Origin of the sequence: Nocardioides sp. N13(2025), assembly GCF_051912545.1 — a bacterium.
GTDB lineage: Bacteria > Actinomycetota > Actinomycetes > Propionibacteriales > Nocardioidaceae > Nocardioides.
The window spans coordinates 1,720,422-1,742,594 of sequence record NZ_CP196809.1; the positions used below are offsets into that span (position 1 = coordinate 1,720,422).

General features: G+C 71.9%; 23 protein-coding genes. 13 read left to right on the forward strand and 10 right to left on the reverse strand.

Annotated elements, in window-relative coordinates:
- Positions 1-33 precede the first annotated feature (33 nt).
- From ACS3YM_RS08245 to ACS3YM_RS08255, 3 genes are all read right to left on the reverse strand, one after another.
- Positions 34-474: an Hsp20/alpha crystallin family protein gene (locus ACS3YM_RS08245; protein ID WP_439939578.1), complete on the reverse strand. Its 441-nt coding sequence runs from the start codon at positions 472-474 to the stop codon at positions 34-36.
- Positions 475-613: 139 nt separating this feature from the next.
- The gene (locus ACS3YM_RS08250) at positions 614-1,408 is read right to left on the reverse strand and encodes an SRPBCC family protein (protein ID WP_439939579.1); all 795 of its coding nucleotides are present in this window, start codon (positions 1,406-1,408) and stop codon (positions 614-616) included.
- Between the two features lie 13 nt (positions 1,409-1,421).
- The gene (locus ACS3YM_RS08255) at positions 1,422-1,904 is read right to left on the reverse strand and encodes a pyridoxamine 5'-phosphate oxidase family protein (protein ID WP_439939580.1); all 483 of its coding nucleotides are present in this window, start codon (positions 1,902-1,904) and stop codon (positions 1,422-1,424) included.
- A gap of 170 nt (positions 1,905-2,074) precedes the next feature.
- On the opposite strand from ACS3YM_RS08255, the gene ACS3YM_RS08260 reads away from it, so the two are divergent.
- The 5 genes from ACS3YM_RS08260 to ACS3YM_RS08280 are packed head-to-tail and all read left to right on the forward strand — an operon-like array spanning position 2,075 to position 7,328.
- Positions 2,075-4,438, forward strand: coding sequence for an ATP-binding cassette domain-containing protein (locus ACS3YM_RS08260; protein ID WP_439939581.1), 2,364 nt, complete (start codon positions 2,075-2,077; stop codon positions 4,436-4,438).
- Complete coding sequence (locus ACS3YM_RS08265) at positions 4,438-5,118, forward strand: alpha/beta fold hydrolase (protein ID WP_439939582.1); 681 nt, start codon at positions 4,438-4,440, stop codon at positions 5,116-5,118. The genes ACS3YM_RS08260 and ACS3YM_RS08265 overlap by 1 nt, the downstream gene beginning before the upstream one ends.
- 45 nt (positions 5,119-5,163) lie before the next feature.
- Positions 5,164-6,066, forward strand: a complete 903-nt coding sequence (gene mmuM, locus ACS3YM_RS08270) for a homocysteine S-methyltransferase (RefSeq protein WP_439939583.1) — start codon at positions 5,164-5,166, stop codon at positions 6,064-6,066.
- Positions 6,067-6,118: 52 nt separating this feature from the next.
- On the forward strand, positions 6,119-6,571 hold the full coding sequence (locus ACS3YM_RS08275; RefSeq protein ID WP_439939584.1) for a PaaI family thioesterase: 453 nt from the start codon (positions 6,119-6,121) through the stop codon (positions 6,569-6,571).
- Between the two features lie 25 nt (positions 6,572-6,596).
- Positions 6,597-7,328, forward strand: a complete 732-nt coding sequence (locus ACS3YM_RS08280) for an MFS transporter (protein WP_439939585.1) — start codon at positions 6,597-6,599, stop codon at positions 7,326-7,328.
- Between the two features lie 196 nt (positions 7,329-7,524).
- On the opposite strand, the gene ACS3YM_RS08285 is transcribed toward ACS3YM_RS08280, so the two are convergent.
- Entirely contained in the window at positions 7,525-8,127 is a 603-nt protein-coding gene (locus ACS3YM_RS08285; protein ID WP_439939586.1) for an SRPBCC domain-containing protein, read from the reverse strand.
- Complete coding sequence (locus ACS3YM_RS08290) at positions 8,124-8,441, reverse strand: ArsR/SmtB family transcription factor (RefSeq protein WP_439939587.1); 318 nt, start codon at positions 8,439-8,441, stop codon at positions 8,124-8,126. Before ACS3YM_RS08290 ends, ACS3YM_RS08285 begins: the two co-directional genes overlap by 4 nt.
- Before the next feature lie 70 nt (positions 8,442-8,511).
- Between ACS3YM_RS08290 and ACS3YM_RS08295 the strand changes: the two genes are divergently transcribed.
- The 3 genes from ACS3YM_RS08295 to ACS3YM_RS08305 all read left to right on the forward strand — a co-directional run bounded on the left by ACS3YM_RS08295 (position 8,512) and on the right by ACS3YM_RS08305 (position 10,624).
- The gene (locus ACS3YM_RS08295; RefSeq protein WP_439939588.1) at positions 8,512-9,351 is read left to right on the forward strand and encodes an aldo/keto reductase; all 840 of its coding nucleotides are present in this window, start codon (positions 8,512-8,514) and stop codon (positions 9,349-9,351) included.
- Between the two features lie 25 nt (positions 9,352-9,376).
- A complete protein-coding gene (locus ACS3YM_RS08300; RefSeq protein ID WP_439939589.1) occupies positions 9,377-10,096 on the forward strand; it encodes a peptidylprolyl isomerase in 720 nt (239 codons plus the stop codon).
- A gap of 354 nt (positions 10,097-10,450) precedes the next feature.
- Positions 10,451-10,624, forward strand: a complete 174-nt coding sequence (locus ACS3YM_RS08305) for a hypothetical protein (RefSeq protein WP_439939590.1) — start codon at positions 10,451-10,453, stop codon at positions 10,622-10,624.
- Here the strand turns inward: ACS3YM_RS08305 and ACS3YM_RS08310 are convergent.
- Complete coding sequence (locus ACS3YM_RS08310; RefSeq protein WP_439939591.1) at positions 10,590-11,030, reverse strand: OsmC family protein; 441 nt, start codon at positions 11,028-11,030, stop codon at positions 10,590-10,592. The genes ACS3YM_RS08305 and ACS3YM_RS08310 overlap by 35 nt on opposite strands.
- A 46-nt stretch (positions 11,031-11,076) precedes the next feature.
- Positions 11,077-11,220 carry a hypothetical protein gene (locus ACS3YM_RS08315; protein ID WP_439939592.1) on the reverse strand — a complete coding sequence of 48 codons (144 nt, stop codon included), beginning with the start codon at positions 11,218-11,220 and terminating at the stop codon, positions 11,077-11,079.
- 149 nt (positions 11,221-11,369) lie between these two features.
- Between ACS3YM_RS08315 and ACS3YM_RS08320 the strand changes: the two genes are divergently transcribed.
- Genes ACS3YM_RS08320 through ACS3YM_RS08340 form a run of 5 tightly spaced genes read left to right on the forward strand, consistent with a single transcriptional unit; the run spans position 11,370 to position 19,367 of the window.
- Positions 11,370-12,197, forward strand: coding sequence for a formate dehydrogenase accessory sulfurtransferase FdhD (locus tag ACS3YM_RS08320; protein WP_439939593.1), 828 nt, complete (start codon positions 11,370-11,372; stop codon positions 12,195-12,197).
- 56 nt (positions 12,198-12,253) lie between these two features.
- A complete protein-coding gene (locus ACS3YM_RS08325) occupies positions 12,254-13,432 on the forward strand; it encodes an exonuclease SbcCD subunit D (protein WP_439939594.1) in 1,179 nt (392 codons plus the stop codon).
- Positions 13,429-16,428: an AAA family ATPase gene (locus tag ACS3YM_RS08330; RefSeq protein WP_439939595.1), complete on the forward strand. Its 3,000-nt coding sequence runs from the start codon at positions 13,429-13,431 to the stop codon at positions 16,426-16,428. Before ACS3YM_RS08325 ends, ACS3YM_RS08330 begins: the two co-directional genes overlap by 4 nt.
- Positions 16,429-16,452: 24 nt before the next feature.
- Positions 16,453-17,973 carry a TldD/PmbA family protein gene (locus tag ACS3YM_RS08335; RefSeq protein ID WP_439939596.1) on the forward strand — a complete coding sequence of 507 codons (1,521 nt, stop codon included), beginning with the start codon at positions 16,453-16,455 and terminating at the stop codon, positions 17,971-17,973.
- The gene (locus ACS3YM_RS08340; RefSeq protein ID WP_439939597.1) at positions 17,973-19,367 is read left to right on the forward strand and encodes a metallopeptidase TldD-related protein; all 1,395 of its coding nucleotides are present in this window, start codon (positions 17,973-17,975) and stop codon (positions 19,365-19,367) included. The genes ACS3YM_RS08335 and ACS3YM_RS08340 overlap by 1 nt, the downstream gene beginning before the upstream one ends.
- Position 19,368: 1 nt before the next feature.
- On the opposite strand, the gene ACS3YM_RS08345 is transcribed toward ACS3YM_RS08340, so the two are convergent.
- Genes ACS3YM_RS08345 through ACS3YM_RS08355 form a run of 3 tightly spaced genes read right to left on the reverse strand, consistent with a single transcriptional unit; the run spans position 19,369 to position 22,110 of the window.
- Positions 19,369-19,650 (reverse strand): hypothetical protein, encoded by a 282-nt coding sequence (locus tag ACS3YM_RS08345; protein ID WP_439939598.1) that lies wholly within the window; start codon positions 19,648-19,650, stop codon positions 19,369-19,371.
- Positions 19,647-20,921 (reverse strand): TFIIB-type zinc ribbon-containing protein, encoded by a 1,275-nt coding sequence (locus ACS3YM_RS08350; RefSeq protein WP_439939599.1) that lies wholly within the window; start codon positions 20,919-20,921, stop codon positions 19,647-19,649. Before ACS3YM_RS08350 ends, ACS3YM_RS08345 begins: the two co-directional genes overlap by 4 nt.
- A gap of 1 nt (position 20,922) precedes the next feature.
- Entirely contained in the window at positions 20,923-22,110 is a 1,188-nt protein-coding gene (locus tag ACS3YM_RS08355) for an SHOCT domain-containing protein (protein WP_439939600.1), read from the reverse strand.
- Positions 22,111-22,173 lie beyond the last annotated feature (63 nt).

Consider the following 22,173-nt stretch of genomic DNA (forward strand, 5'->3'; position numbering starts at 1 on the left):
CGTCGCTCGTCTGGGGTCCAGGACAGCCGTCGATCAGGCTTCGACGGACTGCTTCTCGGCGCTGCCCTGCAAGGCGTCCTGACCGCGCTGGACAGGGATGCGGCGAGGTTGGGCCTTCGCCGCGATGGGCACGACCAGGCGCAGCACGCCGGCCTCGTAGGAGGCTTCGATGTGCTCGAGGTCGAGGTTGTCGCCCAAGACCAGCTGCCGGCTGAACTCGCCGTGCTCTCGCTCGCTGGCCAGCACGTCCCGGTCGCCGTCGCGCGCGACGCGCTCGGCGTGGACGGTGACCACATTCCGTTCGACGTCCAGGTCGATCTTGTCCTCGGGGACGCCGGGCACGTCGAGCTCGATCACGAGCCGGTCGCCGTCACGCCATGCGTCCATCGGCATCGCCGCGGGACGCGTGGTGCCGAGCAGATGCTCGGCCAGGCGCTCGAAGTCGCGGAACGGGTCTGTGGTGCGCGGCAACATGACGTCCTCCTGGTTCTGCATCAGGTGGGTCGCTCGGAGCCCACGATCTGTACTCAGCGTTTGAGATTTTTTGTACTACCGGAGCGAGGTGGATTCAAGGCCCAGGGGCCAGGATTTTCGGCGAGGGGGACCACACCCCTCACACCGCGTGGCCCAACGACTCCGCCAGCCGCCCCGGCTCGGCGACCGACAGCGTGGCGCCCGGGTGGGTGATCGTCGCGGTCGGGTCGATCGCTGGCACGGGCTCGTGGAAGGAGAGGCACAGCGCCTTGTCGCCGTTGGTCGTGAACGAGACGCCCCGGTCGCTGAACGACAGGTGCGGCGGCCCGGCAGTCTTGATCCACTGGAAGCCGCCGGTGACCTGCGCCGCGGCGATGTTGCTGCGGGGCGTCACCAGGCGCCACGGCCCGTAGCGGACGTACAACCACTCCGGCCCCACCTCGACCGTCGTCGTACGAGGGGTGATGCCGAAGGCACGGCCGGCGAGGGCGTACGACGGCGCGAAGGCGAAGTCGAAGCCCTCCACCGCCTCCGGCGTGCCGGGCCCACCGGGCTCGCGGACGAGACCGCGCAGGGCTGCCCCCGCCGGGAGGCGGTAGGGCTGGAGCACCGCGGCGGACGCCCCGGGCACCCGGAGCATCGCGCGGCACCCGCCTCCGCGCGCAGGGAGGACGTGGTGGTCCATGGTCACCGCCGCCGGGCCGCGCCCCACCCGCCACGACCAGGAGCGCAGGACCGGGTCCACCGCGGTGACCTCGAAGTCGACGGCGAAGCCGGGCGGCCCGTGCACCGTGCCGGTGGTGCCGACTGCGAGCACGTCGTCGGAGGCCCCGACGTCGCGGATCAGAGGCGCCCAGGACGACCAGGTCGCGGGCGTCGTGAACCTCCGCCACGCCTCGGCGGCGCCGGCGGGGCCGTGTGCCTCGACGAGCATCGGTGACCGATCGTCAGAGGGCGACGGTGTCGTTGTCGCCCAGGTCGGGCTCGCTGTCGGTGAGCAGCCCCTTGGCCATCTGGATGGCGGCGCCCACCTTGCCGGGCGACTCCCAGTACTCAGCAGTGGTGCCGTCGATGCGCAGCAGCACGTTGTCGGGGTCCTCGGGTCCGCCCGACATGAAGGCACCGGCCGAGGCGTCCCACAGCTCGTCGAGCTTGGCTCGGTCGTCGCTCACGTGCGCGGTGCCCGACAGGGACACCCAGCCGGCCTTGCTGGAGTAGGCCACGTTGACCCGCGGGTCCGCCTCGATCGCGCGCACCTTGTCGCTGCTGCGCTCGGTGATGAACCAGGTCGTGCCGGGGTCCTCGAAGTCCTGGGTGCCCATCGGCGTGGACACGAGCGCACCGTCGAGCGACACATAGGTCAGCACGGCGATGTCGGTCTCGCGCATGATCTCGGCAACGGTTCCGGTCTGGTCGTCGTGAGTCGTCATGCTCCGACCCTCGCACGCTGGACAAACCCTGCACCCCATCCCCACGGGCGAGCGCTCACACGGCCCCGTCGCGATGTCACACACGCGCCCGCCCGGTCGTCGTACTGGCAGGATTGCCCGCGAGGGAGCAGGCAGAGACCGCCACCTGACCAACGGGGGAGACGCACAGCATGACGACCACACACCCGGCCGACGACCACGCCCTGATCAAGGTCGAGGGAGCGCGCGAGAACAACCTCAAGAACGTCTCCGTCGACCTGCCCAAGCGACGGCTCACCGTGTTCACCGGGGTCTCCGGCTCGGGCAAGAGCTCGCTGGTCTTCGCCACGATCGCCGCCGAGTCGCAGCGGATGATCAACGAGACCTACAGCGCGTTCGTCCAGGGGTTCATGCCCACGCTGGCCCGTCCCGACGTCGACCACCTCGAAGGCCTGACCACCGCGATCATCGTCGACCAGGAGCGGATGGGCGCCAACCCGCGCTCGACGGTGGGCACCGCGACGGACGCCAACGCGATGCTCCGGATCCTCTTCAGCCGGCTCGGCGACCCGTACGTCGGCCCGCCGACGGCGTACTCCTTCAACGTCCCGACCCGCAAGGCCAGCGGGATGATGACGACCGAGAAGGGTGGCCGCACCGAGCGCAGGATCGCCAAGCAGGAGGTCTACCTCGGCGGCATGTGCCCGCGCTGCGAGGGCATGGGCAAGGTCAACGACATCGACCTGACCGCTCTCTACGACGACGAGAAGTCGCTCGCCGACGGCGCCCTCACGGTGCCCGGCTACTCGATGGACGGGTGGTACGGCCGCCTGTTCGAGGGCATGGGCCTGCCGATGGACAAGCCGATCAGGTCGTTCACCAGGAAGCAGCTCGAGACGATGCTGTGGTCGGAGCCGACCAAGATCAAGGTCGAGGGCGTCAACCTCACGTTCAACGGGATCATCCCGCAGATCCAGAAGTCGATGCTGTCGAAGGACCCCGAGGCGATGCAGCCGCACGTACGCCGCTTCGTCGAGCGGGCCGTGACCTTCCAGACCTGCCCCGACTGCGAGGGCACGCGGCTCACGCCCGAGGCCAGGAAGTCGAAGATCAGGGGCAAGTCGATCGCCGACCTGTGCGAGATGCAGATCAGCGACCTCGCCGACTGGGTGCGCGACCTGGACGAGCCCTCGGTCGCGCCGCTGCTCAAGGGCCTGCAGCACCTGCTCGACTCGTTCTCCGAGATCGGGCTGGGCTACCTCTCCCTCGAGCGTCCGGCCGGCACGCTGTCCGGCGGTGAGGCCCAGCGCACCAAGATGATCCGACACCTCGGCTCGTCGCTGACCGACGTGACCTACGTCTTCGACGAGCCCACGATCGGCCTGCACCCGCACGACATCGAGCGGATGAACCACCTGCTGCTGCAGCTGCGCGACAAGGGCAACACCGTGCTCGTGGTCGAGCACAAGCCGGAGACCATCTCGATCGCCGACCACATCGTCGACCTCGGGCCCGCGGCCGGGGCCGCCGGCGGTGAGATCTGCTTCGAGGGCGACATCGACGGCCTCCGCTCCAGCGGCACCATCACCGGCAAGCACCTCGACGACCGGGCGCGCCTGAAGGACGCCGTACGCACCGCGACCGGCGTGATGGAGGTGCGCGGCGCGAGCACCCACAACCTGCGCGACGTGGACGTCGACGTGCCCCTCGGACTGCTGACCGTCGTCACGGGGGTGGCCGGCTCCGGCAAGAGCTCGCTTGTCCACGGCTCGCTCGCGGGCCGCGAGGACGTCGTCGTCATCGACCAGGGCGCGATCAAGGGGTCGCGCCGCAGCAACCCCGCGACGTACACGGGACTGCTCGAGCCCATCCGCAAGGCCTTCGCCAAGGCCAACGGCGTGAAGCCCGCGCTCTTCAGCTCCAACTCCGAGGGCGCGTGCTCCACCTGCAACGGCGCCGGCGTGATCTTCACCGAGCTCGGCCCGATGGCCACCGTCGAGTCGCCGTGCGAGGAGTGCGAGGGCCGCCGCTTCAGGGCCGAGGTCCTGCAGCACACGCTCGGCGGCAAGGACATCGCCGAGGTGCACGAGATGTCCGTCGTCGACGCCCACGAGCTCTTCGGCCGGGGGGAGGCGAAGATCCCCGCCGCGGTGAAGATCCTGGACCGGCTCGTCGACGTGGGCCTCGGCTACCTGACCCTCGGCCAGCCCCTCACCACGCTCTCCGGCGGGGAGCGGCAGCGCCTCAAGCTGGCCAACCAGATGGGGGACAAGGGCGAGGTCTACATCCTCGACGAGCCCACCACCGGCCTGCACCTCGCCGACGTGGCGAACCTGCTCGGCCTGCTCGACCGGCTCGTCGACTCGGGCAAGTCGGTCATCGTCATCGAGCACCACCAGGCCGTGATGGCGCACGCCGACTGGATCATCGACCTCGGTCCGGGCGCCGGCCACGACGGCGGCACGGTCGTCTTCGAGGGACCGCCCTCGGAGATGGTGGCGGCTCAGGAGCCGACGCTGACGGGCAAGCACCTCGCGGCCTACGTGGGCGCCTGATGCTGCTCCTCCACGGGCTGGGTGCGACGGGTGGGGTCTGGCGCGGCTTCGACGGGCTGGCGCCCGACCTCCCCGGGCACGGCACTGCGCCGTGGGACGACACCTACACCTTCACCCGGCACGCAGAGGCCGTGCTGCCGCTGCTCGACGGGCTCGACGAGCCGGTCGCGGTCGTGGGGCACTCGATGGGCGGCGTCGTCGCGCTCGCACTCGCGGCACTGGCACCGGAGAGGGTACGGCGCGTGGTGGGGCTTGGCATCAAGGTCTCGTGGCCGGCCGAGGACGCCGCACGCGCGGCAGCACTGGCACAGCGGCCGGTGACGACGTACGACAGCAGGGCCGAGGCGGTCGACCGGTTCCTGCGGGTCTCGGGGCTCGTCGGTCTCGTCGCTCCCGAGGACTCGATGGTCGACGACGCGGTCGTCGACCGCGCGGCGGCGGGGGAGGGGAGTGGGTGGCGCCTCGCCCAGGACCCGCGCACCTTCGGCGTCGGAGTCCCCGACATGGCTGGGCTGCTGGCCGCGGTCACCTGCCCGGTCGTGCTGGGGCGGGGCGAGCACGACGCGATGGTCACGCACGAGCAGCTGGCCGCACTGGTCGACGACGCGGTGACCTTGCCGGGGCTGGGCCACAACGCCCACGTGGAGGATCCGGCTGCCGTCCTGGCACTGGTCGGATGAGGTCGGCCCCGGCGTGACGGGGCGGGCACCTGCCACGATGGACGCATGAGTCCCACCCGCCTGTCGGAGACCATCGCAGCGCGCCCCGTCGTCCTCGACGGGGGACTGGCCACGCTCCTGGAGCGGCACGGGCACGACCTGTCCTCACACCTGTGGTCCGCGCGGCTGCTGCGCGACGACCCTGCCGCGATCGAGGCCGCGCACCGGGAGTTCTTCGCCTCCGGCGCAGAGGTCGCGACGACCGCGTCCTACCAGGTGTCCTTCGAGGGCTTCGGCGCCGAGGGAGTCGACCGCGCGGAGGTTGAAAGGCTCCTGCGTCGCAGCGTGGCGCTGGCCGCCGCGGCGCGTGACGCGGTCGCCCCCGACGGTTGGGTGGCGGCATCGGTGGGTCCCTACGGCGCGGTGCTGGCCGACGGTTCGGAGTACCGCGGCGACTACGACCTCGACGTCGCGGGGCTGCGTGCCTTCCACCGGCCGCGGCTCGACGTGCTGGCCGCCACGATCGGCGATGGCGCCGACGTGCTGGCGGTCGAGACCGTGCCCTGCCTGGTCGAGGTGGAGGCCGTCCTCACCGAGCTCGACGGCAGCGGGGTCCCTGCGTGGCTGTCGCTCTCGGCCGCGGACGGGCGCACCCGCGCCGGCGAGCCGCTGGAGGAGGCGTTCGCGATGGCAGCCGACGTCGCCGAGGTCCTCGCCGTCGGGGTCAACTGCTCGACCCCGTCCGACGCGACCGCGGCGGTCCGGATCGCCGGCACCCACGGCGCGGCCGTCGTCTACCCCAACTCCGGGCAGCCGTGGAACGCCGCCGCCCGGTCCTGGGAAGGACGCTCCGAGTTCCACCCCGACGACGTGACCGCGTGGGTCGCCGCCGGGGCGAGGCTCGTCGGCGGCTGCTGCCGCGTCGGCCCGGAGGACATCACCGCCCTACGCGCCACCCTCGAGGAGTGACGCAGCCGGACGGTGCCTTGCGGCACGCCCCCCGATCGCCTATACGTTGAGGGTGGAAGCAGCCCAGGCCGTCGGATCGGTCCCGATCCTGGAGGCCATGGGCATCCGCGTCGTGGAGGCTCGTCCGGGCTTCGCCGCGGCCGACCTGCCACCCGAGCCCAACGTCAACCACTTCGGCGTGACCTACGCCGGCTCCCTGTTCAGCGTCGCCGAGATGCTCGGCGGGGTGCTGAGCCTGGTGACCTTCGACTTCGATCCCGCTTCAGGTGGCGAGCTCGCGGGCTTCGTGCCGATCGTCAAGGAGTCGACGATCCGCTTCCGCCGTCCGGCACTGGGCGTCGTACGCGCATCGGCGTCCCTGTCCGACGACGAGATCGCCAGGGTGCGGCGCGACGCGCTGGCGACGGGCAAGGGGGAGTTCGTCCTGGAGGCGACGCTGACCGACGAGCAGGGCGAGGTCGTGGCGAGCACCGTCGGGACCTACCAGGTGCGCCGGTTCGGCTGACCCTCAGCGGAGCCGTCGCCCTGGGGTGCGAGACTGCGCGCGTGCGCGGCGACGGGGTCCTCATCTCGGAGTCGTTCTCGCGCTACTGGCGCGCCGACGCGGTGTCCGTTGGACCGGGGTCACCGCCCGCGGGCTGCTCGCCGACATCGTCGAGGGCGTGCGATGGGCGTACGGCCACTCCGGTCTGCGGACCCTGGCGATCGCGACGCACTGCTGGTTCGTCGGCAACGCGGTCGTCGGCGTCGTGCTGGCGCCGTACGCCTTCCTCACCCTCGGCCTGACGGCCTTCCAGTTCGGCCTGGTCGGCGCCGTCGGGGGAGTCGCGGCCGTGGTCGGCGCGAGCATCACCACGGCCGTCGGCCGTCGGCTCGGGACCGGCCGGACGATCATCCTGTGCCACTCGACCATCACCTGCGGTGTGGTCGTCATGGTCCTGGCAAGCCAGCCCGCGTCTCCCACGGCTGCGATGGTCCTGCTGATGCTCGGTCAAGGGCTCTACGGGCTCGCGATGGGGATGAGCAACTCCCACGAGATGAGCTACCGGCAGCTGGTCACGCCGGACGAGCTGCAGGCGCGCACGAACACGACGCTGCGCTCGGTCAACCGCGCCGTGATCGTCGTCGTCGCGCCGATCGCCGGCCTTCTGGCGGACGCGGTCGGCATCCGGCCGGTGCTGGCGGCCGCCGCCGTCGTGTTCGCCCTGGTGGCGGCGGGGCTGGCGCTGACGCCGTTCAGCAACGTGCGCGCTCCGGCCTGAGACAGTCGCCGAGTCCGACCTGATCACGGTCGCCCGGTGGCTCGGATCCTTCCCGGTCTCTTGTGCGGTGATCCTGACGCGCCTCACGCGCCACAGGAACCGCACTAGCGTGATTCACCCTCTGAGCGCTCGACGGGGGTTCGAGAGAGGTCCGAGAGAGGTCCCGTCCATGTGGATGGTTCGCCGATAACTGACATTATGTCAGATAGCGAAGAGGGCAGGAGCACACCCGTGTCATTCCGACCTCCCCCACGGATGGCGACCGGAAGCAGTCCTCAGTCGCCCGTGCATCTCGGTAGTGCGGCGTGAGCTCCGTCCAGCGGCCGTGCCACGCCGACGCAGGCTCGTGCTCCGACCAGCTGTCGGCGTGGACCGGCCCGGCGACGTCCATCGACCGCCCCAGGTCCTCGAGATGTGCCTGCCAGCCAGCGCCGTACGCCGGCAGCGCGCCCGCGGGCAGGCCACGCTCCTCGACGACCAGTCTCGTGCGCGATCCCTCGGCGGTCAGCCAGGCCTCGACCTGGGTCTCGTCATCCGTGCCCGGCTCCATGGTGAGCAGCAGGTGGGACGGGGCGTCGCACGCATCGATCCGCACCGGCCCGCTCCACGTGCTCGTGAAGACCGCGTGGACCTCGCCGCCGACCACAACGTCGCCCGTCACGACCGCGATCCAGCGGGCCAGCCGATCGGGTGATGTGCACGCCTGCCAGAGGTCGTCGACGGAGGTCTCGTAGACGTCCTCGACACGCACGACTCCCCCGTCCCGGTCCTGCGCGCGCATCGTGCCGATGATCTTCATGCCTGGTTCCTCTTCCCTCGTGCGACCTCGGTGTGCAGCGCGTCGAGCCGCTGCTTCCACAGGCCTCGGTAGGCGTCGAGCCACTCGTCGACCTCGACGAGCGCCTCCGGGCGGAGGCTGTAGATCCGGCGCTGCGCGTCCTGCTCGACCGTGACGAGCCCGGCCTCGCGCAGCACCCTCAGGTGACGCGACACCCCGGGCCGCGCGATCGGCAGCACGGCCGCGAGCTCGGTGACGGTGGCCGGGTGGTCACGCAGGATCTCGAGCATCGTGCGTCGGCTCGAGTCCCCCAGGGCTTGCAGCACCGCATCCACGCAGACGAATGTAACCCATGTGGTACGTACCCGCAAGGGTACACAAAGGCCGCTCCCCTAGGTTGGGAGCATGGCTGAGATCCCGACCTACGTCCTCAACGACGGCACCACGCTGCCCGCGATCGGCTTCGGCACCTATCCGCTGCGCGGCGAGGAGGGCACGGCGGCGATCGTGAGCGCCCTCGAGGCGGGCTACCGCCTGCTCGACACGGCCGTGAACTACGACAACGAGGTGGAGGTCGGCGAGGCGGTCCGCCGATCCGGCCTGCCCCGCGACGAGGTGCTCGTCGCCAGCAAGATCCCCGGCCGCCACCATGCGTACGACGACGCCATCACCTCGGTGCGCGAGTCTCTGGACCGCCTCGGGCTGGAGCGCACCGACCTGCACCTCATCCACTGGCCCAACCCCGGGGAGGGGAAGTACGTCGAGGCGTGGCGCGCGCTCGTGCAGCTGCAGAAGGACGGCCTGGTGCGCTCGATCGGCGTCTCCAACTTCACCGAGGAGCACCTGGCGCGGATCATCGACGACACCGGCGTCACCCCGGCCGTCAACCAGGTGGAGCTGCATCCCCGCTTCCCCCAGGCCCACCTGCGCGAGGTGCACGAGCGGCTCGGCGTACGCACCGAGGCGTGGAGCCCGATGGGCAAGCGGCGGGCGCCGTTGGAGGAGCCCGCCGTCACCTCCGCGAGCGAGGCCCACGGGGTCTCCCCCGGCCAGGTCATCCTGCGCTGGCACGTCCAGCTCGGCTCGCTGCCCATCCCCAAGTCCGCCGACCGGCGGCGGCAGGCGCAGAACCTCGACGTCTTCGGCTTCGAGCTCACCGACGTCGAGATGGCGGCGATCAGCGGGCTGGCCGAGGACGACGGACGGCTCTTCGGCGGCGACCCCGACACCCACGAGGAGATGTGACGGGACGCTGGCTACCATCGGCGCCATGTTGAAGCGACTTGCCGCCGTAGCGGCCTGCCTGTCCGTCCTCGCCCTGGCCGGGTGCGGCAACGAGGGCGACGGCGACGTCGCGAGGGACGCGTCGAGCGGGTCCGGGAGCTCGGAGTCCTCGGAGCCCTCGGAGCCCGCGGCCGCCGGTGAGACCACCGAGTGCGACTACCCCGCCGACGGCCAGGACCCGGCTCGTGAGGTCGAGGCTCCCGACGCCGAGGCGCAGGCCGAGGGCACGATCCCCGCCACCATCACCACCAACTTCGGCGACATCGGCCTCACCCTCGACGCGGCCGCCACGCCGTGCACGGTGAACTCGTTCGTCTCCCTGGCGGAGCAGGGCTTCTACGACGACACCCCGTGCCCGCGGATCGGCGACCAGGAGGGCTTCGGCATCCTCCAGTGCGGCGACCCCACCGGCACCGGCGCCGGCGGCGCGGGCTACTCCTTCGCCGACGAGCTGAGCGGCGACGAGACCTACCCAGCCGGCACCCTGGCCATGGCCAACGCGGGCCCCGACACCAACGGCTCGCAGTTCTTCCTGGTCTTCCGCGACTCGCAGTTTCCGCCTAGCTACACCGTCTTCGGCACCATCGACGAGGCCGGGCTGGAGACGATCGACGCGATCGCGGCCGAGGGCAACGACGGCGCACACCCGGCCGGCGGCGGCACCCCCAACAAGGACGTCACCATCGAGAAGGTCACCGTCGGCTGACCCGGACCCGGAGCGGAGGGACCTTCGACCCTCGCGGTCCGCGGGCATCCCGCGGCACGGTCGTGCCATGAAGCACGAGATCACCGTGGTGGACCTGTCCGAGCAGCCGACCGCCGTCGTCCGTGACCGGGCGGCGCCGGCGACGATCCCGGACGTCCTCGGCCGGGCGTTCGAGGCCGTGGCGCGCGTCGCGACCGACCAGGGTCGGCGGCTCGTCGGACCTCCGTTCGCCCGCTACCGCAGCATGGACGAGACCGGCTGGGACCTCGAGGCGGGCTTCCCCGTTGACGCCCCGTCGTCGCCGACGGACAGGTGGAGCCGGCGACCCTCCCGGCATGCCGAGCGGTCCGGTTGGTGCACTCCGGGCCCTACGACACCATCGGAGGAGCGTGGAGCGAGGCGTCGGCGTGGCTCGCCGAGCACGGCTACGCCGCCACGGACGCCCCGTGGGAGAGCTACCTCGACGAGCCCGGGGTGGCCCAGCCCCGCACGCTCATCCTGATGCCGTGCGAGCCTGCTCGTAGGTGACGGGCTCCCCCAGCTGCACGGTCCGCGACACCGTGCACAACCGGTCGCGCGACATCTCGATGGCACCCTGCACCCGGTCGCGGGCAGCATCGCCGTCCGGCCCCTCGGGGAAGGCGACGTCGAAGCTGATCCGGATGTCGATCAGGTGGTTGCCGTCCTCGTCGCGTACCTTGCGGCCCTCCGCGTGGACGCCGAAGGTCGTGCTGGAGGTGCGCTTGTGGGTGATGGCCTCCACGTCGAGGGCCCCGCACCCCGCGATCGCGGCGAGCAGGAGCTCGACGGGGGTGAAGTCGGGATCGTCACCCCCGGTGCCGAAGAAGGTCTCCCCTCCCCTGCCGTTGGTGGCCTTGAACCGGGCGTGGCCGATCCGGGTGAGCTCGACGCTGCGCAAGGTGTCGTCCGTCATGACGACCACCCTGCCAGAGGGTCGTCCGGCGGGGTCGGCGCCTGGGTCAGCGGCTGGCGCGGCGCGCGGCGCGACGGGCGCGGCGCTCCTCGCGGCGGGCGATCTCCACGTTGCGCAGGAGGGCACGGTCCTCGGCCGAGTGCGCTCGCGAGTCAACGAGGCTGAAGGCGACGTGCAGCTGCGTGGTCATGGAGATCTGTCCTTTCGAGGGCTTCTGTCCCTCACGTGGTGTGTAAGAAGTAGCCGCTCCTTTGCGGCTCTTACATTCTACGGTTGCAGAATCGTTATCTCCCATCGCCGACCACGTGATGTCGGACACCCAGCGGTTAGGGTCGAGGAGTGACGAGCGAGCGTGTGCGGCGACCCGGGCCGTCGGTGCGGACCCGCGTCGTGGAGCACTCCGCCGGCGACCCCGTGGCGCGCGAGGACCGCCTCATCACCGAGGAGCCCCTGGAGATCCGCGTGCGCGCGGGAGCCCTGGCTGCCCGCCGGGCCTGGGTCACCATGCGCACCCCGGGGCACGACTTCGAGCTCGCGGCAGGCTGGCTCGTCAACGAGGGCCTGGCCACCCCACACTCGGTGGCCCAAGTGGCCTACTGCACCGACGCCGACCTGAGCGACGAGCAGGAGTTCAACGTCGTCACCGTCACCCTCACCGCGGAGGCCGACGTGCCCCACCGCCATGTCGCCGCGTCCGCGGGCTCGTCGGCCTGCGGCGTCTGCGGCAAGGACAGCGTGGCGGCGGCGCTGGAGACCCGCACCGCGGCCCCCTGGTCGGGAGCGCGCCCCGGCGCGGACGTCGTACGCCGCCTGCCGGAGGCGCTGCGGGAGCGACAGTCGCTCTTCGCCAGGACGGGCGGCGTGCACGCCGCCGCGCTGGCGGAGGCCGACGGCGCCATGCTGGTCGTGCGGGAGGACGTCGGGCGGCACAACGCGGTGGACAAGGTCGTCGGCGCCCGCGTGCTCGCCGGAGAGGCCCCGGCCGCCGCCTGCCTGGTGCTGAGCGGCCGGGTGGGGTTCGAGCTGGTGCAGAAGGCCGCCGCGAGCGGGATCGGCTCGATCGTCGCGGTCGGTGCCCCCACCAGCCTGGCGGCCGGACTGGCCCACGAGGCCGGCATCGACCTCTGGGGATTCACCTCCGCGGGACGCACCGTCCGCTACCACTGACGGCGCGAGCGGCGTGGTGGCCGACCGCTGTCGGTGCCGGGACCTACGGTCGTCGTGTGCGCATCCTCCACACCTCTGACTGGCACCTCGGGAGGTCCTTCCACCGCGAGGACCTCCTGGGCCACCAGGGTGCGTTCGTCGACCACCTCCTCGAGGTGGTCGCAGCGGAGCAGGTGGACGTGGTGGTCGTCTCCGGCGACATCTTCGACCGCGCCCTCCCCCACGTCGACGCGGTGGCGCTGGCCGACGAGGCGTTCGCGCGCCTCGCATCATCCCGCGCCCGCGTGGTCGTCAGCAGCGGCAACCACGACAGCGCCCAGCGCCTCGGCTTCGGCTCCCGGCTGATGGACGCGGCCGGCGTCTTCGTGCGCACCGACCCGTCCTCGGTGGGCACCCCGGTCGTCCTCGAGGACAGGCACGGCGAGGTGGCCTTCCACGCCATCCCCTACCTCGACCCCTCCGCGCTCCTCGAGCCGTGGGGGCTGGGTCACCGCAGCCACCAGGCGGCGCTGGGCGAGGCCATGACCCGCGTCCGCCGCGACCTGGCCGCCCGCCCGTCCCGCACCCGCTCCGTCGTGCTCGCCCACGCCTTCGTCGCCGGCGCGACGCCGTCGGAGTCCGAGCGCGACATCAGCGTCGGCGGCGTCTCACGCGTGGCCACCAGCACCTTCGACGGCATCGACTACACCGCCCTCGGCCACCTCCACGGCCCCCACGAGCTCGCGCCCGCGCTGCGCTACTCCGGCTCCCCGCTGGCCTACTCGTTCTCCGAGGCCGACCAGGCCAAGGGCTGCTGGCTGGTCGAGCTCGACGCGACGGGTTTCTCGAGTGCCCGGTGGATCGACGCACCGGTCCCGCGTCGCCTCTCGCGGATCGCGGGCTCGCTCGCCGACCTGCTCGACGACCGCAGCCTCACCGACCGGGAGCACGACTGGGTGCAGGCCACCCTCACCGACGTGCCCCGCCCGGCCCGAGCCATGGAGCAGCTGCGGCGACGCTTCCCGCACACCTTGGTCCTGCAGTTCCCCACGCCTGTCGCCGACCCGACCACGCCGGCCCGGCCGACGTCCGGGCACAGCGACCACGCGATCTCACTCGACTTCGTCCGCCACGTGCGGGGCGTCGCCGCGACCACCGCAGAGTCCGACCTGCTCCAGGAGGCGATCGACGGCTGCTGCCACGACCCCGACCAGGACGGGGTGCGAGCAGGCACGGCAGAAGGCGGTGCGGCATGAGGCTCCACCACCTCGAGATCACCGGGTTCGGGCCGTTCGCCGACACGACGCGCATCGACTTCGACCCGCTCTCCGACGCCGGCCTGTTCCTGCTGAGCGGCCCGACGGGGGCGGGCAAGTCGAGCGTCCTCGACGCCGTGTGCTTCGCGCTCTACGGCGACGTGCCCGGTGACCGGTCCACCGCCAAGCGACTGCGCTCCGACCATGTCGGCGACGACGTCGTGCCCCGGGTGGTCCTCGAGGCCACCCTGGCAGGGCGTCGCTTCCGGATCGACCGGTCCCCGTCGTGGACCAGACCCAAGAAGCGCGGCGCCGGCACCACCACCGAGCAGGCGCGCGTGGTGATCTCCGAACGGCGTCCGACCGCCGACGGCGCCGACGTGTGGCATCCCCTCAGCACCCGCCTCGACGAGGCGGGCCACCTCGTCACCCGGCTGGTCGGCATGACGCTCCCCCAGTTCTGCCAGGTCGCGCTGCTCCCGCAGGGCAGGTTCCAGGCGTTCCTGCGGGCACGCTCCGAGGACCGGCAGGCGCTGCTGCAGCAGGTCTTCCAGACCGGTCGCTTCGACCGTGTCGAGCGGTGGCTCCGCGACCGGCGCGTGGAGCTGCGCCGCGCGTCAGAGACGCACCAGGCAGCGGTGGCCGACCTGGTCAGTCGGGTCAGCGAGGTGGCCTCCGACGACGCACCGCACGGCTGGCAGAGCGACCCTGAGGAGCTGCGCGCCTGGACCGGTCAGCTCACGACCGCGGCGCTCGCCGCGTCCGCCGAGCAGGCCGACCGGGTCGAGGCGGCGTCGGCAGCGGAGCTCGCCGCGGCCGAGGCCTCGGCCGCCGGCAGCGAGCTCGCCGGGCGGCGGGCGACGTACGCCGCCGCGCGCCGCGCCTGGGCCGACCTCGAGGCCGGTGCCGAGGAGCACGGCGTCCGCCAGCGACGCGCCGCCCGGGCCCAGCGCGCCGCCGCCGTCCGTCCGCTCCACGACCTGGCCGTCAGCGCCCGCACGGCGGTCGGCGAGCTCGACCGGCAGTCCGGTGCCGCACGCGAGGACCTGTCCGCCCTGCTCGCCAGGCTCGAGGACGACAGCTCCTCGCTCGACGACCAGGAGATCGCCGAGCACCGGCGCGTCGCCACCCGCACGCTGACCGAGATCGCACGCGTGCGCCCCCTTCAGCGCGAGACCCTCGACCTCGAGCGGCAGGTGGCCCGGGTCCAGCGCTCCCGCGAGGAGACCGCCACCGCGCTGGGCCGCATCGACGCCCGGGCCGGGGAGCTGCCCGCCCTGGTGGCCTCGCTGGAGCCCGGCCTCGCCGCCGCACGCGACGCCGTCGTCCTCACCCGGGCCCTGGCCTCCGAGCTCGAGGCGGTCCGCGCCCGCACCCGGGCTGCACGTTCTGCCCGGTCGCTGGCCACCCAGCTGGTGGAGGCCGAGCAGGCCCTCGCCGAGGCCGCGGAGGCCCGCCTGCTCGCCCGCGAGACGCTGGTGGAGATCCGTGAGCGGCGCCTCGACGGCATGGCGGCCGAGATCGCGGGCAAGCTGGCCGTCGGCGCGTGCTGCCCCGTGTGCGGGTCCGCCGAGCACCCCTCCCCCGCCTCCCCCGCTCCCGGCGCACCCGATGACACTGCCGAGCGCGAGGCACGCCGGGAGGTCGACGACCTCGAGGTCGTGGTGGAGGCGCACGCCCAGCAGGTGCGCGGGCTGGAGACCCAGCGCGCGACCGCCCTCGCCGAGGCCGGAAGCTCTGTCGAGCAGCTGCTCGCCCAGGAGGCCGACGTGCTGGCCCGGCTCGACCTCGCCCGCACGGAGGCGGCGACCGTCGATGACCTCGCGGCGCGTGCCGAGGCCCTCGACGCCGAGCGTGACACCCTCGCTCGCGAGCGGGAGGCACTCCTCGCCGCGACCTCCACGCTCGACACCGAGTCCGCCGTGCTGACCTCGCGCATCGCCGACCTGCACCGCCAGGTGGCGGACGTCGTCCCGGACGGCTCCGACCTCGACACCCTGACGTCCTTCCACCAACGAGTGGAGGAGCTTGCCGGTCGGTGCCTCGACCTCGCCGCAGACCTCGCCCGCGCCCGCGCCACCGCGACCAGCACCCAGGCAGCGGCTGACGCCGTGGCCGCCGAGGCGGGCTTCGCGTCGTCCGCCGAGGCGGCGACCGCCTGGCTCCCCGAAGCCGACCTCGCCTCGTTGCAACAGCAGATCGAGCGGCACGAGCGCGAGGCGGTCCGCGTGCGCGACCTGCTCGCCGACGAGGACCTCGTCCGCTCGGCCGAGGCCGAGGCTCCCGACCTCGAACGGCTGGCGCAGGAGCAGCACCGCGCCAAGGAAGCCGCAGCAGCGGCGCGCCACCTCGACGTGGCGTTGCGCGAGCGGGGCAGACGGTTGCGCGGCCTCGCCGACGAGACCGACGGCGCGTTGTCCTCCTGGGCGCCCCTGCGCGACGAGCTCGACCTCGTCGCCGACCTGGCCGCGCTCGTCGAGGGCAAGCACCCGGACAACCGGCTCCAGATGCGGCTCTCGGCCTACGTCCTGACCCACCGGCTCGGCCAGGTCGTCGAGGCGGCCAACCTGCGCCTGTCGACCATGAGCGACCAGCGCTACTCCCTCGTCCACACCGGCCGGCGTGGCGCGGGCGAGCGGCGCGGTGGGCTCAGCCTGCTGGTCCGCGACGACTGGACCGGTGACAGCCGCGACCCAGCCACGCTGTCCGGCGGCGAGACCTTCGTGGTGTCGCTGGCCCTCGCCCTGGGGCTGGCCGATGTCATCACCGAGGAGGCGGGCGGCACCGACCTCGACACGCTGTTCGTCGACGAGGGGTTCGGCTCGCTCGACGCGGAGACCCTGGAGGACGTGATGGACACCCTCGACTCCCTGCGCGACGGAGGTCGCGTCGTGGGCGTGGTGAGCCATGTCCCCGAGCTGCAGACCCGCATCCCGGCGCAGCTGAGGGTGCACCGCGGCCGACACGGCAGCCGTACGTCCCTGAGCCTCGGCTGATCCGTGCTCCGATAGGTTCTGCCCATGAGTGCGCCCGGGCTCGACCCGACCTTCAGCGACCTGCCGCACCGCCGCCTCGGCGACGTGGCCCTGGCCCGTGCCCAGGAGCTCGGCGCCAGCCATGCGGACTTCCGCTTCGAGCGCAACCGCTACCAGTACCTCGGCGCGCGCGACGGCATCCTGCAGACCGCGAGCGACGCCGAGGACCTCGGCTTCGCGGTGCGGGTCGTCCACGACGGCGCGTGGGGCTTCGCGTCGGGAGTGGTGCTGACCGACGAGGAGGCCCGACGCGTGGCCGAGACGGCGGTCGCCGTCGCCAAGGTGGCGGCCGCGATGACCACCACCCCCGTGGAGCTGGCGCCCGAGCCCGTCCACGACGACGTCACCTGGGTCTCCGGCTACGACGTCAACCCGCTGGAGGTGCCGACCCCGGAGAAGGCTGCGCTGCTGGTCGACTGGACCGACCGGCTGCGCTCCGGTGCCGCGGTCGCCCACGCGACCGCGTTCCTCCAGCAGGTGCAGGAGAACAAGTACTACGCCGACCTGTCCGGCACCCGCACCACCCAGCAGCGCGTACGCCTGCAGCCCGGCTTCGAGGCCACCGGCGAGGATGCGGACACAGGGATCTTCGACTCGATGGCCTCGATCGCCCCGCCGGTGGGACGCGGCTGGGAGTACCTCATCGGTTCCCACTGGGACTGGGACGCCGAGCTGGCCGAGGTCCCCGAGCTCCTCGCCGAGAAGCTCAAGGCCCCCAGCGTCGAGGCAGGGACCTACGACCTGGTCGTGCACCCTTCCAACCTCTGGCTCACCATCCACGAGTCCGTCGGCCACGCGACCGAGCTCGACCGTGCCCTCGGCTACGAGGCCAACTACGCCGGGACCTCCTTCGCGACCTACGACAAGCTCGGCACGCTGCGCTACGGCTCGGACGTCATGAACGTGCAGGGCGACCGCACCCAGGAGCACGGCCTGGCCACCGTCGGCTACGACGACGAGGGCGTGCAGACGCAGACGTGGGACATCGTCCGCGACGGACTCCTCGTGGGCTACCAGCTCGACCGCTCGATGGGGCACCTCAAGCCGGAGCTCAACGGCGGCCGGTCCAACGGGTGCGCGTACGCCGACTCCCCCGGCCACATCCCGATCCAGCGGATGGCCAACGTCTCGCTCATGCCGGGCACCGACGACATCTCCACCGACGACCTGATCTCCAGGGTCGAGCGCGGCATCTACGTCGTGGGTGACAAGTCGTGGAGCATCGACATGCAGCGGTTCAACTTCCAGTTCACCGGCCAGCGGTTCTACAAGATCACCGACGGCAAGCTCGACGGCATGCTGCGCGACGTCGCCTACCAGGCGACGACCACCGACTTCTGGGGATCGATGGAGGCGGTCGGCGGCCCCGACACGTGGGTGCTCGGCGGCGCGTTCAACTGCGGGAAGGCCCAGCCCGGCCAGGTGGCCGCGGTCAGCCACGGCTGCCCGACGGCCCTGTTCCGCGGCGTCAACATCCTCAACACCATCGACGAGGCAGGCCACTGATGACGACCGCACACACCGCCCAGCAGCTCGTCGAGCACGCGCTCGCGACCTCCACCGCCGACGACTGCGTCGCGATCGTCCGCGACGTCACCAGCGCCAACCTGCGCTGGGCCAACAACACGCTGACGACCAACGGCGTCATGACCGAGGTCTCGGTGACGGTGGTCAGCTTCGCCGCGGTCGAGGGTGGGATCGCCACCGGTTCGGTGTCGGGCAGCGCCGCCACCCCGGCGCAGGTCAGCACCATCGTCGCGGCGGCGGACGCCGCCGCGCGCGCCGGCTCGCCCGCCGAGGACGCCGCCGAGCTGCTCGCCGACGCGACCTCACCCGACTGGGACGACGCGCCCGGCACCACCGACATCGGCGTCTACTCCGCGTTCGCGCCGGCCCTGGGCGAGGCCTTCGCCCAGGCGACCGCCGAGGACCGGCTGCTCTACGGCTTCGTCAACCACGAGGTGGAGACGACCTACCTCGGATCGAGCCGCAGCCTCCGCCTCAGGCACGTCCAGCCCACCGGCCACTACGCGTGCACCGCCAAGGACTCCTCGCTCACCCGGAGCGCCTGGACCGGCGGCGCCACCCGGGACTTCCGCGACGTCGACGCCGCCGCGATGGCCTCGACGGCCGCGCAGCGACTGGCGTGGGCTGAGCGCCGCATCGACCTGCCCGCCGGGCGCTACGACACGATCCTCCCGCCGTCGTCGGTGGCCGACCTGATGATCGACGCCTACTGGGGTGCGGGCGCCCGCGTGGCCCACGAGGGCGAGTCGGTCTACAGCCGGCGCGGCGGTGGCACCCGCATCGGCGACAAGATCGCCGCCCCCGGGGTCAACCTGTTCTCCGACCCGGCCCACCCCGGCCTGGAGTGCTCGCCGTTCGTCATCGCGGGCGCGTCGGGCAACACCGACTCCGTCTTCGACAACGGCCTCCCGCTCGAGCGGACCGACTGGATCCGCGACGGCCTGCTCACCGGCCTGCTCCAGACCCGGCACTCGGCCGGGATGACCGGTCAGCCCGTCACCCCGATGATCGACAACCTCGTGCTCGAGGTGGGCGACGGGGCGGGGTCGATCGAGGACATGGTCGCCGGGGTGCAGCGCGGCCTGCTGCTCACCTGCCTGTGGTACATCCGCGAGGTCGACCCGCAGACCATGCTCCTCACCGGCCTGACCCGCGACGGCGTCTACGTCGTCGAGGACGGCGAGATCGTCGGCGCGGCCAACAACTTCCGCTGGAACGAGAGCCCGATCGACCTGCTCAACCGGTTCAGCGCGGCGACGACCTCGGTGCCGAGCTTCAGCCGCGAGTGGGGCGACGACTACTTCTCCCGGACGGCCACCCCGGCGCTCCGCATCCCCGACTTCAACATGTCGAGCGTGTCGCAGGGGGTGTAGGTCAGCCGAGCCGCTGGACGCGCTGGCGGTGCTTGCCCGAGTTGTCGCCGTCGATGTCGGAGTCGCGCGTCCGGGAGATGTGGTCGACCTTCTCCTGGGACCCCTGCACGGGCTGTGCCGCGATCAGGGTGTCGCGCTCGTAGGCGTGCGACTTGTCGGTGTTGCGGTAGTAGCGGTAGAGCGCCCAGTAGGTCGCAGCTGCCCCGGCCGGGCCGGCAGCGAGGATCCACGCCGGGACGCTGTCACCGGCCATCACCGCGACCTGCGTGATCTCGAGGATCATGCCGTCGCCACCAGGATCCAGCCGGCGATGCCCTCGAGGAAGGTGCCGACGGTCAGTGCTGCGGCGACGAGGCGCCACTGCGAGACCGGGACGCTGCCCATCGTCTCGCCCGTGCGCGCGTTGACCGCGATGTAGTGCAGAATCTCGGTGTTCTCCTGGTAGTAGGAGTAGAGCCACACGGGCAGGTACATCGACACCCACCGCGAGCCGCCGACGTCGACCCGCTCGGCCTCCCAGCGCACGCCGCGGTCGAACTGCGAGAGCGAGCCCTGCACCTGCGAGCGGCCGATCGAGAGCAGCTGGTCCTGGAGCACCGGCTGGAGGTCCTCCACGTCGAGGTCGCGCTTCTCGCTGGTGAAGCCGACGAGATAGCTGGAGTTCCACTTCACGGCGTTCTTCGTGTCGAACGGCAGGATCGTGTTGACGATGTTGTTGGTGGTCGAGCCGTCGAAGTCGGCGCGGTCCGCGGCTCCCTCGACGGTCAGGTCGTCGACGGTGAACGCCACGGAGCGGTCGACGCGGTAGACGTCCGCGGCGTAGTACGTCGTCGTGCTGTCGCCGGTCTTCTCGGTCCAGCGACGCGTCTGCACCTCGCCCGTCCCGACGTACGACGCCTCGGCCCGCGCGTCGATCACGAGGTAGGGCAGGTAGACCCCGAGGACGTTCTCGGGGACGAACTCCTTCTTGAACCGCGGGTGCGCGAACAGGCGGCGCTTGGAGGCGAACTCGCGGATCTTCTCCACCGCCTCGGCGTGGGTCAGCCGGAACGGCAGCACCGCGTCGGGCACGGCGCCGTTGGGCGTGCGCTGGTTGACGTTGAGGGTGTGCCGGCACCAGTGGCAGCGCGCGTTCATCGCGTGCGCCGTGTCCACCACGACGTCGGCGCCGCAGCCGCCGCACGTCAGGGTGATCACGTCCTCCTCGGAGGAGATCTCGCCGGCACCTCCGGCGACGACCGTGCCCTCCAGCTCGTCGATCCCGACGCCGAGCCCGAACTCCTCCTCGACCCGCGCCTCCTGCCACTCGTGGCGGCAGAACAGGCACACGAGCATCCCCGTCGAGGCGCGCTGGCGTACGTCCGTCGACCCACACTTCGGGCAACGGTTGACTCCGTCGGCGAGCGACTCGTTGACGGTCTCGATGCTCGGCCCGGGCTCGGGCTCGGCGCGCGCGGCCGCCAGCTCCTCCTCCAGGGAGAGTGGCGGACCGTCGAAGACGGGGGCGTCGGGATCGCGCGGCGTCGAGCCGTCCGACGATGCGTCCTGCGTCATCTCAGAGGCCCAGGGCCTTCGCCTTCGCGGCGTCGTAGTCCTCCTGGGTGATCAGCCCGGCGTCGAGCATCTCCTTGGCGCGCTTGAGCATCGCGACCGGGTCCTCGGCCGGCGGCTGGGCGGCCGGGGCGGTCGGGGCGGCAGCAGGAGCGGCGGGTGCTGCCTGCGTCGGCTGCTGGAGGCTGCCCACGCCCATCCCGCCGGCGGCCATGCCCATGCCGATCAGGCCGCCCGGTCCGGCGTTCTCGCCGGCGGACTCGATCCCCGCGGCGACCGACGCCTGCAGGTTCGAGTTGCCGCGCGAGCCCGACAGGGCGTCGGCACGCTGCACGTTCTTGAGCAGCTCGCGGGTGTTCTCGTCGTACTCGATCGAGATGATCGCGGTCTTGACGATCTCGAGGCCGCGGTCGGTGCGCCAGCGGTAGTTCTCCTCCACCGCCGCCGACAGCGAGTGGGCGAAGCCGACGGAGTCCTGCTGGAGCCGGCTGATCCGGTTGCCCTTGGCAGGATCGTTGGTGTACATCGAGAAGGCCGGCGCCAGCGACCCGACGACCTCGTTGAAGAGCTGCTCACCGGCAGGGTTGTCGATGTCGGTGAAGTCGAACACCGCCTTCCCGCTGATCACGCCGGCGGAGACGAAGTTGCGGATGAAGGTCAGCGGGTCGGTGATCTTGAGCGTGTAGGTGCCGCGGGTGATCGCGCCGACCTGGGTGTTGAGGAACGCGTCGTCCCAGTAGATCTCCGACTGGGTGCCGAACTTGTTGTTCGGGAGCTCCTTGAGCGTCACGAAGATCGCGGTCTGCTGGCTGCCGGGACGGCCGCCGAACTTGAAGCGCTCCCAGCTCTGCTTGATGAGCGAGTCGACCAGTCCGCCGCCGGAGAACACCGACTGCGAGGCCGACTCGTCGGAGTCCCAGACGTAGCCGCCGGGCTGGGCGGCGAAGCCGGTGAACGCGCCGTCCTCCATCAGGACCAGGCCGTATCCCTCCGGCACGATGATCTTGGAGCCGTTGGTGATGACGCCGTCGGAGGCGCGGTCGTTGGCACCGCGCCCGGCGTTCTCGCCCTTGCGCACCGCGGGGAACACCGCGGCGGTGGCCGGCAGCCCGTCCGGGACGCCGTAGAAGTCGAGCCACTGGTCGGCGAGCGTCCCGCCGATGGCGCCGGTCACTGCCTGGAAGAGTCCCATGTCCACAGCCTCTCGATGGGTGCGCGGGCCGATCGCCGCGCGGACACACTAGCGCCCGGAAAC